General features: G+C 47.6%; 13 protein-coding genes. 11 read left to right on the plus strand and 2 right to left on the minus strand.

The annotated features are described in order from the left end of the window. Positions 1–5 precede the first annotated feature (5 nt). From serC to hemW, 4 genes are read left to right on the plus strand one after another with little or no spacing between them, the layout of a single operon-like run. Positions 6–1,076: a 3-phosphoserine/phosphohydroxythreonine transaminase gene (gene serC / locus KOG47_RS04625; RefSeq protein ID WP_196430886.1), complete on the plus strand. Its 1,071-nt coding sequence runs from the start codon at positions 6–8 to the stop codon at positions 1,074–1,076. Continuing rightward, positions 1,054–2,217, plus strand: coding sequence for a phosphoglycerate dehydrogenase (locus KOG47_RS04630; protein WP_214781524.1), 1,164 nt, complete (start codon positions 1,054–1,056; stop codon positions 2,215–2,217). The genes serC and KOG47_RS04630 overlap by 23 nt, the downstream gene beginning before the upstream one ends. A gap of 10 nt (positions 2,218–2,227) precedes the next feature. Then, positions 2,228–3,409 (plus strand): DUF1015 domain-containing protein, encoded by a 1,182-nt coding sequence (locus KOG47_RS04635; protein WP_215243818.1) that lies wholly within the window; start codon positions 2,228–2,230, stop codon positions 3,407–3,409. Positions 3,410–3,452: 43 nt separating this feature from the next. After that, positions 3,453–4,631 carry a radical SAM family heme chaperone HemW gene (hemW, locus tag KOG47_RS04640; protein WP_251127153.1) on the plus strand — a complete coding sequence of 393 codons (1,179 nt, stop codon included), beginning with the start codon at positions 3,453–3,455 and terminating at the stop codon, positions 4,629–4,631. 44 nt (positions 4,632–4,675) lie between these two features. Here hemW and KOG47_RS04645 read toward each other — a convergent pair whose 3' ends face one another. Then, positions 4,676–5,281, minus strand: coding sequence for a DUF1054 domain-containing protein (locus KOG47_RS04645; protein WP_215243819.1), 606 nt, complete (start codon positions 5,279–5,281; stop codon positions 4,676–4,678). A 199-nt stretch (positions 5,282–5,480) separates the two neighbouring features. Here KOG47_RS04645 and hrcA point away from each other — a divergent pair, with 199 nt between their 5' ends. The 6 genes from hrcA to KOG47_RS04675 all read left to right on the plus strand — a co-directional run bounded on the left by hrcA (position 5,481) and on the right by KOG47_RS04675 (position 11,891). Beyond that, entirely contained in the window at positions 5,481–6,503 is a 1,023-nt protein-coding gene (hrcA, locus tag KOG47_RS04650; RefSeq protein ID WP_074036577.1) for a heat-inducible transcriptional repressor HrcA, read from the plus strand. A 17-nt stretch (positions 6,504–6,520) separates the two neighbouring features. Then, positions 6,521–7,108: a nucleotide exchange factor GrpE gene (gene grpE / locus KOG47_RS04655; protein ID WP_012726667.1), complete on the plus strand. Its 588-nt coding sequence runs from the start codon at positions 6,521–6,523 to the stop codon at positions 7,106–7,108. Between the two features lie 29 nt (positions 7,109–7,137). Continuing rightward, the gene (gene dnaK, locus KOG47_RS04660) at positions 7,138–8,964 is read left to right on the plus strand and encodes a molecular chaperone DnaK (protein ID WP_012726666.1); all 1,827 of its coding nucleotides are present in this window, start codon (positions 7,138–7,140) and stop codon (positions 8,962–8,964) included. Between the two features lie 110 nt (positions 8,965–9,074). Next, on the plus strand, positions 9,075–10,181 hold the full coding sequence (dnaJ, locus tag KOG47_RS04665) for a molecular chaperone DnaJ (RefSeq protein ID WP_012726665.1): 1,107 nt from the start codon (positions 9,075–9,077) through the stop codon (positions 10,179–10,181). Positions 10,182–10,199: 18 nt separating this feature from the next. After that, positions 10,200–11,138 carry a 50S ribosomal protein L11 methyltransferase gene (prmA, locus tag KOG47_RS04670; protein WP_078147163.1) on the plus strand — a complete coding sequence of 313 codons (939 nt, stop codon included), beginning with the start codon at positions 10,200–10,202 and terminating at the stop codon, positions 11,136–11,138. Positions 11,139–11,141: 3 nt separating this feature from the next. After that, the gene (locus tag KOG47_RS04675; protein WP_215243820.1) at positions 11,142–11,891 is read left to right on the plus strand and encodes a 16S rRNA (uracil(1498)-N(3))-methyltransferase; all 750 of its coding nucleotides are present in this window, start codon (positions 11,142–11,144) and stop codon (positions 11,889–11,891) included. A gap of 47 nt (positions 11,892–11,938) precedes the next feature. Here KOG47_RS04675 and KOG47_RS04680 read toward each other — a convergent pair whose 3' ends face one another. After that, a complete protein-coding gene (locus KOG47_RS04680) occupies positions 11,939–15,595 on the minus strand; it encodes a S8 family serine peptidase (RefSeq protein WP_215243821.1) in 3,657 nt (1,218 codons plus the stop codon). A 308-nt stretch (positions 15,596–15,903) separates the two neighbouring features. Between KOG47_RS04680 and KOG47_RS04685 the strand changes: the two genes are divergently transcribed. Continuing rightward, on the plus strand, positions 15,904–16,527 hold the full coding sequence (locus tag KOG47_RS04685; protein WP_215243822.1) for a class I SAM-dependent methyltransferase: 624 nt from the start codon (positions 15,904–15,906) through the stop codon (positions 16,525–16,527). Positions 16,528–16,540: the final 13 nt, after the last annotated feature.

Here is a 16,540-nt window from a genome sequence, read left to right on the forward strand (position 1 = left end):
ACACCGTGTCGACGTATACATACTCTGCGGGTCCTGGCATGCTACCGACAGAAGTGATGCAAGAGATTCAACAACATCTTTTGACGTTTGAGTATGAAGGCGTTTCGATTATCGAAACGAGTCATCGCTCAGCGTCTTTCGAACGTGTGGTCGACTCTCTTGAATTGAGATTGAGAAGACTCATGCATATCCCTGAGAATTACGCTGTGCTTTGGCTACAAGGCGGTGCGACGTTACAATTTTCAATGATTCCGATGAATTTACGGAAGCGGAATCGATTCGCTTATGTGGATACGGGCATCTGGTCTAAAAAAGCGATGGAAGATGCGAAACACTTTGGAGAGGTCGATGTCATTCACCCATTGGTAGATGCGACGGGAAAGATGTCGTTTGAATCGAGCCTTGTCCAAGAGGTGGACTATCTCCATGTGACACTGAACAACACGATTGAAGGGACTCGATTTACACATCTCCCTGAAATCGATGTCCCGCTGATTGCAGATGCTTCCTCGAACATTCTAGCCGAGCAAATCGATGTGGAGCGCTTCGGGGTGATTTATGCCGGAGCCCAAAAGAATATCGGACCTGCAGGACTGACGGTCGTCATCATCCGTCGGGATTTGATTCAGTCGCTTGAGTTGCCGAGTTATCTTCAGTATGGGTCACATGTCGATACGTTATTCAATACACCATCGACCTTCAGCATGTATGTAGCAGAGCGTGTATTGAAGTGGGTGGAAGACCGCGGAGGCGTCGAAGCGATGGAACGATTGAATCATCAGAAAAGTGACAGGGTCTATTCCTATCTTGAAGAGTCGACCTGCTTTTCTCCAATTGTTTCGGGGGAATGTCGTTCATTGACGAACATCCCATTTACAACGGGAGATCAAGAGATGGATCGGCGATTTGAACGATACGCTTTAGAACGTGGATTGCTCGAACTCGGTGGTCATCGTTCGGTAGGGGGCTTACGTGCAAGTCTGTATAACGCGATGCCGCTAGAAGGGGCAGAACGCCTCGTCGACGTCATGAGAGCATTCGAGGAGGAAACCCATGTATCACATCAAAACATTTAATCAAATCGCTGCCGCTGGTCTGAAACGATTTGAGCCAAGCGAGTACGTCATCAATGCATCGGATCAAGCCGATGCTTGGGTACTGAGAAGTCATCAAGTCCACGAAGAGGATATCCCTCCCTATCTTCTCGCCATCGCTAGAGCAGGGGCCGGTGTCAACAACCTTCCGCTCGATAAACTTGCGAAGCGAGGAATCGTCGCGTTTCATACACCTGGTGCGAATGCGAATGCGGTGAAAGAACTCGTCCTTGCGAGCATGATCCTCTCGGTACGACCCATTGTGAAAGGACTCAATTGGGTGAATGAACAGACTATCGCATCGCAATCGCAATTAGAAGAAGCGATGGAAGTGCAAAAACGACAATTCCTCGGAGCGGAGTTGCGAGGCAAAAAAGTAGGGATTATCGGTCTAGGAGCCATCGGTGCGTCGCTAGCCAACGATCTTCTCCAGCTTGGGGTCGATGTTATCGGATACGATCCCCATCTCTCGGTTGATGCCGCCTGGAATATTTCGAAACACGTCACGCGTGCCAAACATTTAAGTGAGGTACTGGGAAATGTTGACTTATTGTCGATTCATATGCCTTTGACTGAGGAGACTCGATTCAGCATTGACCAGAGTTGGTTCGAACGGATGAAACCGGGGATGACTGTTTTGAACTTTGCGCGAGGAGAGCTCGTGAAAGATGATGACTTATTGAAGGCGTTGCATCATCATGTGGGACTGTATGTGACCGACTTCCCCCGTCACACGTTGATTGGTCATCCGCAAGTCATGGCACTGCCTCACCTCGGTGCATCGACTAAAGAATCGGAAGTTAATTGTGCCATTCAAGCAGTGGAGACGCTGAAGTTGTATCTCGAGACAGGGAATATTCGTTCGTCTGCTAATTTTCCGAACGTCGAGCTTCCTTACACCGGTAAACGCCGTCTTGGAATCTTGCATCGAAACGTCCCGAACATGGTCGGTCAAATCACGGGAGAACTTGCCTCACATGGATTGAATATCGATAACATGGTCAATCGTAGCCGCGGGGAGATGGCGTATACGTTGATTGATTTAGACAACAGCGAGCATGAACCGTTATCGATTCATGCGCTGTATGAAATACAGGGCGTCATTCGCGTCCGGGAATTTTAAGGAGGATCTTATGGTCGTATTTAAACCGTTCAGCCCTTATATGCCAGCGCATCCGGAACGTGTCGCCGCAGACCCGTACGATGTCGTATCGATTGAAGAGGCGCAAGCCGTCATTTCAGAAAATCCTGATTCTTTTTTAGCAGTTGATAAGCCGGAAGCACTTCAATCCGACCTTTCGCTTGAGAAGTGGGGGGATTTGGCGCGTCATGAGCTAGAACGTCTCTATGAGAAGGAGTTGACGGAACGTCCGAATGGATTTTACGTCTATCGATTGACATCGGGACAACGTCAGCAAACCGGTTTAGTCGCCACCTTTTCAGTCGCGGATTATGAAGCCGGTCGAATCAAGATTCACGAACATACACGGGAGGCGAAGGAGCGGGAACGTGTCGAGCATGTCCGGGCAACACGAGCGCACACCGGTCCCATTCTCCTCAGTCATCCTCCACATGCAAACTTGAAGCAAATCTTACATGCTGCGACAGACGGAAACCCGTTGTTCTCGTTCACGGATGAACGAGGCGTCATGCATGAAGGATTCATGGTTCCAAACCGTGAACTCGCTCGTGTCATGATGATTGGCGCAACCATCCCGGCGATTTACATTGCGGATGGACATCACCGTGCGAAAGCGGCAACGGTCGTTTCCGGGATGAGTGGGGATCGTTCTCAAAATAATGAACGTACACACTTCTTAGGTGTCCTCTTCCCGAGTGACGAATTGACGATTTTGCCGTATCATCGCGTGCTGACAGCGATTAGTCCAGAAGAGGTAGAGAATATGTTAGACGGACTCTCGTTTTCATACATAATCAATGAGGAGGATGGTCTTGTCCTGCCGAAAGAACATGGCGTCTTCGGAGTCGCCTATCGAGGGAAATATTATCAGTTGACGAAACGGCAAGAGGACAAGGCGCTAGACGTTGCCATCTTACAACGAGATATACTAACGCCGTACTTCAACGTCGAGGATATTCGTACAGACGCGAGAGTCGATTTTGTCGGTGGGAACAAGACGGCCTCGGAATTAGAAAAGCTGACTAAAGTACCAGATCGATTGCTTTTCACGTGCCATGAGACAACGATGTCACAACTGATGCGCGTGGCGGATGATGGTGGCCAGATGCCTCCAAAATCAACCTGGTTCGAGCCGAAATTGAAGAGTGGTTTATTCATTCATCGATTCGATTGATGGCGCAGGCTGGAAAGAACAGACGAAAAGCGTTATAAATGGAATGAGAAGAAAGGGGTGGCCGAAATTGGCTAAAGCCGTATATCTTCACATTCCATTTTGTGAACATATTTGTTATTACTGTGATTTCAACAAGGTGTTTTTAAAAAATCAGCCTGTTGATGCTTATTTAGATGCATTAGAGCGAGAGATGGTATTGACGCTCGAGGCGTTTCCGACAGAGCGGATTGATACCATCTTTATCGGAGGCGGGACACCGACCGCGCTCAATGAGGAGCAGATGGCGCGCCTGATGGATATGGTCCGCCAACACCTTCTGCCACTCGCGTCAGATGACCTCGAATATTCTGTCGAAGCGAACCCGAACTTTGTGAGTGCGGAAAAGCTTGATACGATGAAAGCAGGTGGCGTCAACCGACTCAGTTTCGGTGTCCAGACGTTTGATGATGGTGGACTGGAGCGCATCGGCCGTACGCATCGTGCGGATGATGTGTTCGAGACGGTAAGTGAAGCGGCAAAACGCTTTGACAATATCTCGATTGACCTGATGTTTGGTCTTCCGGAACAAACACTTGAACAAATTGACCGTGATTTAGAGCTAGCGCTTAAATTACCGATTCAACATGTATCCTCTTATTCGTTGATTCTCGAACCGCATACCGTCTTTGCGATTCAAGATCGAAAAGGGAAGCTCCGTTTACCGGGAGAAGATGTCGAAGTCGAAATGTACTTGAAAGTGATGGAGACGCTTGAACGCCATGGTCTCCAACAATATGAGATCTCCAACTATGGCTTGCCTGGTCGGGAGAGCCGTCACAATCAAGTGTATTGGCGCAATGAAGAGTACTATGGATTCGGAGCCGGAGCGCATAGTTATTTGAATGGGACACGTCGCGCCAATATCGCTCCAATTCCTCACTATATTAAAGCAGAAGGCATCCCTGTGAAACGGGTGACCGAACTAGAAGAAGTGGAAAAGATGGAAGAAGAGTTATTCCTCGGCCTGCGTATGCGTTCCGGGGTCTCGCTTCAGACGTTTGAACAAAAGTACGGAGTGTCGCTCGATGATGTGTTCGGTCACGTCATCGAAGAGTTGGTGAAGAAGTCACTGATTGAACGGACGGACACACATATCCGTCTAACGGCATCCGGTTTGCCACTCGCCAATGAAGCCTTTGCAGCCTTTATTGGAGAAGCAAAACTTGAACATGCTGATTCATAAAAAAATGGACAAGTCCCTCGTGAGGATTTGTCCATTTTCTTATATTACAAGACGAGATCACGATAGAGCGGTGTAAGCCGACCGAACGTGTCTTCGACCAACGCGAGAAATGCGTCTTCATTTTGAAGAATCGACGCATCGGCAGGAAGTTGACGGCCGATCAAGAAATCAGCCTTTTTCACAGTGCCGAATCGCTCAAGTAGCGATTGAATGTCTTCAGTTGACGTATCTTCAACAAGAAACGCTTCTTTTTTCATATGGTCGCCCGCGATATGGAAATCAGAGAATGTTGATTTCAAATCGATTTGTTGCAGGTGTTTCGCGATGGCGTCTTTGTTCGGCATCTCATAGATGAACGCAAGCCAAATGAAGACACGATCGTCGAAAAGCCCAACTTGTAAGTGTGGATGTTTTTTGTACCCGCGTTTGTCGTGACAAATCGCCATCCACGTATCTTTCGGTGGGTTCACCGTCCGACGAGCGTGCTTCGCCACATGCAAATAAAGGGGGATACCGACATCAGCCTCAAGCCCTGGCCCGACCTCGTCATAAATCCGATGGAAGAGCGGTTGAATATCCGAACGGATGCCAGACATTCGTTCGTCGAGTCCATCCTGTTTAAATACATTAAATTGTTTTGTTGTAAACATTTAATCACCTCATCATCTATTCTACCGAAATGGGCTTTTATTTTCATTTCGTAGGTTTGCTATCGTGAAAAAAGGTGAAAAAATCCGAGTGTATGAATTGACAAATAGTGAGAACATGATAATATTTGAAGTGTGATTAGCACTCGTTAAATATGAGTGCTAATAAAGCGGGGTAACCTTTTCAGAGAGGAGTGATGTTGTGCTGACAGATCGACAATTGCTCATTCTTCGAGCCATCATTGACGATTACATCCAGACGGCTCAGCCGGTCGGTTCGCGGACGTTGTCGAAACGGGACGATTTGACGTTTAGTTCAGCAACGATTCGGAATGATATGGCCGATTTGGAAGACATGGGGCTGATTGAAAAACCACATACTTCTGCAGGTCGCATCCCGTCAGAGGTCGGCTATCGATATTACGTGGACCACCTCGTCGAGAAGCAGATCATCGACGAACGGGAGACAGGTCGACTAGAAGAACGTTTGAAACAATCTTCAAAAGAGTCTGAAATCCTGATTCGACAAGCTGCAGATCTCCTTTCTGATTTGACCAATTATACGACGGTCGCCCTCGGTCCGAACAGCCAAATGGAAACGTTGGCCCGTGTGGACTTTATGCCATTAGACGAGCGGCGTGGTGTCGTTCTCATCGTCACGGATCAAGGTCACGTCGAGCATCGTACCGTCATGTTTGAATCGCGTGTCGCTCCTGACGTCATCGAGGAAACGATTCGACTGTTGAACGACCGCCTTGTCGGAACGCCAATCGGACAATTGAAAATCCGGATTGGGGAGGAAGTTGCCAAATTGCAACTCGCTCAGCGACAGCAGTACGAGAACATGATGCAACTGATTCAATCGACGCTCGGAATCCAAACGCCGTCTTCGCTTTATCTCGGGGGCAAGAAGAAAATCTTCAATCAACCCGAGTTTCAGACGCTCGACACGTTACGCCCATTCCTAGAATGGATTGATGAGCAAGAACGATTGACGCACTGGCTCGAATCGTTGCCAAATCGTGAGATTTATGTGAGCATTGGGAGCGAGAACGGAATTGTCGCCCTTCAAAATTGTAGTGTCATCACCTCGGATTATACACTAGACGGAAAAACATTCGGTACAATCGCTATGATTGGTCCAACGCGTATGAATTACCGTCATGGTGTCCAAATGATGGGACAAATTATCGAAGCGTTGCGACGAACGAAACTAGATGAGTGACGGAAAGGAGTTTTATTATGACAGCAGATCACCAAAACGGGCACGAGCAAGATGACGTGCTTGAAGAAAAATCTGTAGACTCGGCACAAACAGAAGAGAATGAGTCGACTGAATCAAATGAAGATGAGGTTTTAAATGCTGAGATTGTGGAAGAAAGTTCTGAGGGGACGGACTTACAAAAAGAAATCGAAGCGTTGAAAGCGAGCGAGCTCCGCATTCGTGCCGACTTTGACAACTTCCGTCGTCGGACGAACGAAGAGAATGCCAAACGCGTCAAGTTTGCTTCACAGTCTGTCATTGAAAAATTGATTCCGCTCATTGACAACTTTGAGCGTGCACTTCAAGTAAACGCAACTTCAGAAGATGCGAAGCAGATTCAATCGGGAGTAGACATGATTCATCGTCAACTACTTGACGTATTAAATGCTGAGCAAGTCGAAGTGATTGAAGCAGTCGGACAGCCGTTCGACCCGAATTTCCATCAAGCAGTCATGCAAGAACCGAGCGATGAGTTCGAGTCAGGTATCGTGACGATGGAGCTTCAAAAAGGATATACGATGCATGGTCGAGTCATTCGCCCGAGCATGGTAAAAGTCGCAGAATAACACTACTTAACGAGACGGAGGAATAAACGATGGGTAAAATTATCGGTATTGACTTAGGGACTACAAACTCATGTGTGGCAGTAATGGAAGGTGGCGAAGCCGTCGTCATCTCAAACGCAGAAGGTAACCGTACGACTCCTTCGGTTGTCGCATTCAAAGGAGAAGAGCGTCAAGTCGGTGAGGTCGCGAAACGTCAGGCTATCACGAACCCGAATACGATCCAATCAATCAAACGTCACATGGGAACATCACATACAGTTGACGTAGACGGTAAGAAATTCACACCACAAGAAATCTCGGCAATCATTTTGCAGAAGTTGAAGAAAGATGCTGAAGACTACCTCGGTGAATCAGTCACGGAAGCCGTCATCACAGTTCCTGCATACTTCAACGACGCGGAGCGTCAAGCGACAAAAGATGCTGGTAAGATTGCTGGTCTTGATGTCAAACGGATCATCAACGAGCCAACAGCTGCGGCACTCGCTTACGGTTTAGATAAAGGTGAAGACCACACGATTTTGATCTATGACCTCGGTGGCGGTACGTTCGACGTTTCGATTCTTGAACTTGGTGACGGTGTATTCGAAGTTGTCGCTACAGCTGGTGACAACCGTCTCGGTGGAGATGACTTCGACCAAAAAGTCATCGACTACCTCGTTGCAGAATTCAAAAAAGAGAACGGCATTGACCTCGGCAAAGACAAGATGGCACTTCAACGTTTGAAAGATGCTGCCGAAAAAGCGAAGAAAGACCTTTCAGGTGTCACAAGCGCACACATCAGCCTTCCGTTCATCACAGCAGGTGAAGCAGGTCCGCTCCACTTGGAGATGACACTCACACGTGCGAAATTCGAAGAATTGACGGCTGACCTTGTCGAACGCACAATGGAACCGACGCGTCGTGCTTTAAAAGATGCAGGACTTACACCATCTGACCTCGACAAAATCATTCTCGTCGGTGGTTCGACACGTATCCCTGCTGTTCAAAAAGCAATCCACGACTTCACGAAGAAAGAGCCGTTCAAAGGGGTTAACCCGGATGAAGTTGTTGCACTTGGTGCAGCAATTCAAGGTGGAGTTCTTGCCGGAGACGTGAAAGACGTCGTTCTTCTCGACGTGACTCCACTCTCACTCGGTATCGAGACAATGGGTGGCGTGATGACGAAACTCATCGATCGTAACACGACAATCCCAACATCGAAATCACAAGTGTTCTCGACTGCAGCCGATAACCAGCCTGCTGTTGACATCCACGTCCTTCAAGGGGAACGTCCGATGGCACCAGACAACAAGACACTTGGTCGCTTCCAATTGACGGACATCCCACCAGCACCACGTGGTGTGCCGCAAATCGAAGTAAAATTCGATATCGATGCAAACGGAATCGTTCACGTATCGGCGAAAGACCTCGGTACGAACAAAGAACAATCGATCACAATCCAATCTTCTTCAGGTATCGATGAGGCGGAAATCGAGCGTATGGTGAAAGAAGCAGAAGCGAACGCAGAAGCAGATAACAAACGTAAAGAAGAAGCAGAACTTCGCAACGAAACAGACCAACTCGTCTTCGCGACAGACAAGGCAATCAAAGATCTTGGTGAGCAAGTAGAAGAGGCGGACAAAGAAAAAGCAGAAGCTGCGAAAGAAAAAGCGAAAACTGCTCTCGAAGGTTCAGACCTTGAGGCGATCCGTACAGCCAAAGACGAATTGTCAGCTGTCGTTCAAGAGTTGACGCAAAAAGTATATGCTAAAATGGCTGAACAGCAAGGTGCTGAAGGCGCAGAACCACAGGCGGAAGCGAAACAGGACGATAATGTCGTGGACGCAGAGTTTGAGGATCTCGACGACCGTAAATAAACAGCCGTTGTAAAGGAGAGCGCCAAAGCAGGTTTCTGCTTTGGCTCTTTCCATGTTAAGGTAGAATCGGTAAAATCGATACGTAGTTAGTGAGGATAGGAGCGAGAATAGTGGCGAAACGAGATTATTATGAAGTGCTCGGGCTCGACAAGTCGGCCTCAGCACAAGACATCAAGCGGGCATATCGAAAATTAGCCCGTCAATATCACCCGGACATCAACCAAGAAGCAGATGCTGCCGACAAGTTCAAAGAGATTGGTGAAGCGTATGAAGTACTCTCAGACGAACAGAAACGGGCCCAGTATGACCGATTCGGTTTCGAAGGGGCCAATCAGTTCGGCGGTGGAGGTGACTTCCAAGGCGGCTTCGGAGATATCTTTGACATGTTTTTTGGAGGCGGTGGGCGCCGTCAAGATCCGAATGCACCACGTCGCGGTGAAGACTACCAGTACGTCGTCGATCTCGACTTCATGGAAAGTGTCACAGGTAAAACAGAGACGATTGAACTCGAAATCGAAGTAGAATGTGACACGTGTATGGGAAGCGGAGCAAAACCGGGCACGAAACCGGAAACGTGTAACCGATGTGGCGGTAGCGGCGTCGAAACGGTCGAACAGAACACGATTCTCGGTCGTATGGTCAATCAGCGTCCATGTAGCCAGTGTCACGGAAGTGGTAAGACGATTAAAGAAAAATGTCCGACTTGCCATGGTTCAGGTCATGTGAAGAAGAAACAAACCGTCGAGGTCAAAATCCCAGCCGGTATCGATAACGGTCAACAGATTCGTCTCTCTGGTAAAGGTGGTCCAGGCGTGAACGGTGGTCCAGCAGGAGACTTATACGTCGTCGTTCGTGTCAGAGCACATGAGATCTTTGAACGTGTCGACCAACACATCGCAATGGATATGCCAATTACATTCGCCCAGGCTGCTCTCGGTGCGGAAATCGAAGTACCAACAGTTCACGGGAATGTGAGCTTGAAAGTACCTGCAGGGACACAAACCGGTTCGAAATTCCGTTTACGCGGTAAAGGAATGCCGAGTGTTCGTGGTGGTGCAAATGGTGACCAGTATGTCAGTGTCATCGTGATGACGCCGAAAAACATGACAGACCGTCAAAAAGAGTTACTGCGTGAATTTGAAGAAATTAGCGGAGAGTCCGGTGTCGAAGAGGAACATGGCATGTTCCAAAAAATGAAAAAGTTCTTTAGTCACTAAAAGGAGTGTGTACGAACGATGAAATGGTCTGAAATTTGTGTCCACACGACACAACTTGCGGTAGAAGCAGTATCCAATTTACTACACGAAGTGGGGGCACAAGGTGTCGTCATCGAGGACGTGGAAGATTTCGACAGAATGATGGCGGAGGACCATTTCGGAGAAATTTGGGACGTTTCGGATCGTGAAACGTATCCAACTTCTGGCGTACACGTCAAAGCGTATGTCCCGGCCTCAGGTGATTTTCAAGATTTACTTTCGAATCTTAAAAAAGAAATCGAACGACTTCGCACGATGCTCGACATCGGATCTGGAGACGTCACGGTCGCTGAAATCGATGAAGAGGACTGGGCACACTCTTGGAAGCAGTATTATAAGCCGGTAAAGATTTCGCAACAACTAACCATCGTTCCTTTATGGGAAGAGTACACCCCGCAGCCGGAAGAGAATGTGATTTTGCTTGACCCGGGTATGGCGTTTGGCACAGGAACGCATCCGACGACAATGCTCTGCATTCAAGCGATTGAGAACTACATCCAGGAAGGTGACCGTGTCATTGATGTCGGTACAGGATCGGGTGTATTGTCGATTGCAGCAGCAAAACTTGGTGCAACGAAGGTAAAGGCACTAGACTTAGACTCGGTCGCAGTCGAAGCTGCTCGTCAAAACGTTGAGACGAACGGAGTGGGCGAACTCGTTCAAGTGGACACAGGTGATCTTCTGAAAGGTGTGGAAGGCGAGTACGATTTAGTCGTAGCGAACATTCTTGCTGACGTCATTCTCCTTTTCATCGAAGACGCCTATGCACGTACGAAGTCAGGTGGGCGCTTCATCACCTCTGGAATTATCGGAGAGAAGCGGGCTGAAGTGACGAATGCTTTGGTCGCTGCTGGATTTGAGATTGAAGAGACGCGCGTGATGGAAGACTGGGTCGCGATTATCGCCAAGAAGGGGTAAGTTATGCAACGTTATTTTTTGACAAAAGAAGCCTTTAAAGGCGAAACGGTGACCCTTCCTTCAGATGTGGTCCACCACATCGGTACAGTCTTACGACAAGGTCCTGGATATGAGATGGTCCTGTTGGATGGTACAGGTGTTGAGTATGCCTGTGTCGTGACATCGCTTGAGAAGAAGAGCGGGGAAGCGAAAGTCACGTCATCGCGACAGGCGACGACTGAGTTGCCAATCGAGGTGACTTTGGCGTATGCACTCCCGAAAGGGGACAAAGTCGAGCTCGTCGCCCAAAAAGCGACGGAGCTTGGCGTCCACCATCTGTTGCTGTTCGAATCAGCGCGCTCTGTCGCCAAATGGGATGGAAAAAAAGCTCCGAAAAAAGTGGAGCGGATTCAAAAGATTATGCAAGAAGCGGCTGAACAAGCCTATCGTGCCGTTGTACCGACGTGTTCCTACATCTCTCCGAAAGAGATTCATCAGAAAATGGAGGGCTATGATGCCGTCATCATCGCGTATGAAGAGTCGGCAAAAGAAGGGGAACAGTCTGCTTTCGCACAACTGTTGACTCAACTGAAACCGAAACAACGCGTTCTCGTCATCACGGGACCTGAAGGTGGATTCGATATGAATGAAATCAATCAATGGACTCAGGCTGGAGCGACTGCATGTGCATTTGGACCACGCATTCTTCGGTCTGAAACGGCGCCGCTTTATGCATTATCTGCGATTTCTTTCGCGCTTGAACTCAACAAATGACATGAAAAACGGATGACCTGATTGAGGTCATCCGTTTTTTGTATCGCTTATTTTTTGTTAATTGTAATTACTTTTTTCGTGACGTTCCCGGCAAGGTCGGTCACTTCGAACGTGAAGGTATTCTTTCCTTTCGCTGTCACTGGAAGTGTGATTGTTCCCGTGCGTGAGAATGCACGCATCGCGTATGGTTCTTTCAACGTATAGTTCCATTTCAAGTCCCCGTTGACCCGAAGCTTGATTTCGTCGAAGTTATCCTTTACTTGAACTTTCACGTTTACAGACTTCTGTTTAGCCGATACGTTCTTCGGTACGTTTGTCACCGACAATGTTGCTTTCGTAGAGTCGACAAAGATTGGACGGACGAAGTTCGTCACGTTCCCAGCAGTGTCTTCTGCGACAAAGCGGACTTTGTGGAAACCATCCTTATATGTGCGTGTCGTATTGAACGTATATTGTTTCGCTGACGCGTCATATTTGAGTGGTACGTCGACCCCGTCTACCGTGAACGATGCGATTTCAGAGGCATCCTTGATTTGACCGATCAATGGAACGATGGATGTACCGTAAGGAGACAAGGCGAGTGGTGCATCGACAAAGATACCAGGTTTGGCCGCATCATTTTCTGTTGAAACATTTCGAGTGATCACGTTCCCGGCATTGTCTGACACACGAACTGAAAGCTGATCTGTAGTCTCGAGCGGCTGTTCAAGTGTGAAGTTCGCTGAAGCTTTCGCTTCTTTTGCCACGACTTTCCCGTTGATGAGGAATTCGATACCGTTGATTCCAGCAAAGTCATCCGACGCTTTGACGCTTGCTACGTTGTCGTCCCAACGAAGCGTGAAGCGTGGGTCTATGTAATCTACTTTGACAGGAATGCGCATCGTTTGAGCTTGTTTCTTCATGTAATCGATGCTTGCTTCGATTTCATAGTAATATGTGCCTTTTGGCGCCATCTTCCCATTCAATTTTCCGTCCCAAGCGTTATCCGCTGCGTAATAGTAATAATCACCACTTCCGCCATCGAAGTAGTTCTTTCTCAATTCGTCTTCCATCTTGAGGGTGCGAAGGACGTTCCCTTTCTCATCTACGACGCGATATTTGATGTCTTTCGCATTGCGTAATAGCGAGAAGACTGGAGTAGCCGTATCTTTCGACCCGTCTCCGTCCGGTGAAATGGCAACCGCTTCGCTAGCCACAGATTCATCTAGTTTTTCACCTAAGTAGTTTCCTTCTGCATCCACCAATCCAGAGACGCCATAGAATGCGCCTTCTCCATAGATTGTCTCGTCAAAGATCGGCGCTTTGCCCCAATCCCCTTCAAATCCGACGATTGGAACGACGAGAGATGGATGACCGTCTGTACCGCGCGGATCAGTCAAACGAAGGAATCCGTCGACGAAATAGCCGTTCTCAAAGACAGATTTAGCGGATACAGTGCCTTCCAATGTTTCAGGATTCAACACTTTTGCTTTCGAGACATCGATTGAAACGTTAATTTCCTTCTTCTGTTTTGCTTTCAACGTGACTTTACTTGTGTTTGATCCGTTAATTTTAATGATCGCTTGTTGAAGTGCTTGCGCTTCCATCGCATTTTGAACGATTCCGTCTTTGTTTTTGACAGCGAGATCCGTTTGCAACGATGCGGCTACATCATAAGTTAACGATTCAGTCGACGTGTTCTCGACGACGATCGTGAACGATGCTTTGCTCTTCGACAACTCTTTTAAAGCGACTTTTGCTTCTTTTGTCGACTTCTCATATGCGACAGCAGGAGAGGTGACGGCTGCATGCAATTGCATTAGACCTGCTCCGGCCCGACGTGGTGAGTATGGGAGTGATTGTTTCAATTCTTGGTTATAAGGTCCGATATCTGTGACAGGCTTCGACGTGTTGAGTAACAAGTTTTTCGCCATCGTGACACGTGCTTTTCCACTCAATTTGAAGTCACGGTCCACACGCTCAAGGACGAGGGCCGCCCCTCCGGCAACGTGTGGTGCTGCCATCGATGTTCCGCTCATCAACCCATATTGGTTATCGTTGAACGTAGAGAAAATTTGGCCACCTGGAGCAGAAAGCTCTGGCTTGAAGTCAAGGTTCGGTGTGACGCCCCACGATGTGAAATCAGACATCGCACCGGCTGAACGGTTATTGACACTGATGCGGTCACCGGCAAACGTCACTTGAAGCGGAGCGTCTGCTAACTTGTCTTTCAGTTCATTCCCGTCCTGGATGCTGAGTGAAGCCATCGGAATTTGAGGTTGATCGAGAGCCATCGAGACATAATCGCCGTGCCCGACCGCACCACGTACGATGACACCTGCTGCGCCTTGCGCTTCAGCTGTTTTTTGGATCTGCGAGTAGAAGTAACCGCCGTCGCGAACAGCAAGGACGAGTTTTCCTTTTACGTCTTTTCCTTCATAATTCTCCGGTTGTCCGTCTCCGACATATACGATGTCGTATGTTCCTTCTTTGAAGGCAGGGCCGTCTTGTTTCTTCCATCCAATCTTCTCATCACCGACTCTGAATGCATCCAATTGAATTTGATCGTTCTCAAGAGAGGCGACCGATGTAGATGCTTGACTGACACTCGGCGCCCCAACGACGCCCGTATCTGGGTTTGAAGCAGTCGGCAAGTCAAATCCGTGACCGAAGTATGCGGAGTTCCCAGCAGAAATCGACATAAAGATGCCGTTGTCGACAGCACGTTGAACGGCTTGTTGCTCTGGAGAATCGGCATCGACGAAACCGGCTGTTGATCCGAGGCTCATGTTGATGACGTCAGCACCGAGTTTAATGGCATCATCAATTGCTTTGATGTAGATATCTCCATATGTAGACGCATAGTTCGGGTCGTTACTGAATACTTTCAATCCCAAAATTTGTGCTTCCGGTGCGACACCTTTGATCCCACCGTTTTCTAGGTCACCGTTTGCGGCAACTGTACCGGAAACGTGCTGTCCGTGCATTGAAGCGCCAGGTGAATCATCTTTGATGTCATCGTTCTCATCGTAGTAGTTATATGCGTATGGAACTTTCTCGTTGACGTATTCGCCTGGGAGACCGAACGATGTGATGGCTTGATTGACTTCTGATTGAGTCAACTCTGCCGTTTTAGCGTCGGTGATCTTATAATCCCGGTGCTCAGGGTCGATTCCAGAATCGATGACAGCGACGACAGTACCTTCTCCGGCAAATCCGTAATCTCCCCACGTTTGTTCGGCTTGAACCATGCCGTTACTCGTGATCATATCCGGTTTGACTTCAGGGCGCTCGTACTCGTTGACAATGTGAACGGTCGCCACTTCAGGTAATGCTTCGACTTTGGCGATTTCACTTGTAGATAAGAATGTAGAGAAGCCATTAAAGACGGTCGTGAACTCTTCAATCGGTGTAGCGGTTACGCCTTGTTTCTTCAAGGCAGACTTGGCACGTTTTTGCTCCGATTGAACAGATTGTTGTGCCTTATTTTGCTCTGATTTCGACAATTCATTAAATTTCTTCCCTTTTTGAGCGGCTTCGGCAATGGCAGGATCCCCGACGAGCTCTACAACGACCCGAACTTTTTTCTGTTTTTTCTCAAGAACCAATTTCGGTTTAACGGAAGCTTCTGCTGAAACAGAAGTTGTTCCAGCTTGAATCAGTGCAGGTGACAAGGCTATACATGTGGCGAGTGAAGCGTTTAAATAGATTTTTTTTCGTGACAACGTATGGACCCCCTAAAATTTGTTATTACCTGTAAAAAATAAAGCATAGACTTACATTGAGAATTATCATATCGCTATTCAGATAAAAAAGAGTGGATTTATTTGTAAAGTAGGTAAGTGTTTTTGCACAAATTTTAATGTTCTGACAATTACTAAAGACCTAACACATAAGACCTATATCCAATTGCATATGATGCGTGAATCTAGCGAATGACTTGAAATGAATAAAAAAACCTGTTAATGTAACGTTAAAGTTAAATACCAATAAAACATATCAAATTAGTAAGAATTAAGATTGGGGTAGCGATATGAACTTACCATTCATGGACATCTTTAAGGATTGGGCAAAGGATTATGATACGACGGTCGAGGGGCATGATGAGCAATATCACGAAGTCTTCATCGGTTATGAGCAAATGCTCGATGAGGTTGCCCTACATGTCGAAGGAAGGGTACTTGAGTTTGGTGTCGGAACAGGAAACTTGAGCAGTCGAATTATAAAAGGGCATCCGTTGATTGCGATTGAACCGTCGCCGGAAATGCGACAAATTGCTGTTGAAAAGTTGGGGATTGAAGTACTCGAAGGTGATTTTCTCCGATATCCGAAGTTATCACATGTAGATACGATCGTATCGTCATATGCTTTTCACCACTTGACAGATTCTGAAAAGGCCACGGCCATTGGTCGATACGTCGAAGACTGGGAACACCCGAAGTTCGTGTTGCTTGATACGATGTTTGAGTCACCAGCAGCTCGTCAGGACATCATCGATTGGGCGACTGCGAAAGGGTACTCGGACCTCGTCGAAGATTTAAATCGTGAATACTATCCATTTACGTCAACGATTCGTTCCATGTTAGAAGCGAACGGATACAACGTGACGATGACGCAGAAAAACAAGTTTGTCTGGCTCGTAATAGCCACTAAATAACGAGGAGGAATTA

This window comes from Exiguobacterium sp. s121, from assembly GCF_018617245.1.
Classification (GTDB): domain Bacteria; phylum Bacillota; class Bacilli; order Exiguobacteriales; family Exiguobacteriaceae; genus Exiguobacterium; species Exiguobacterium profundum.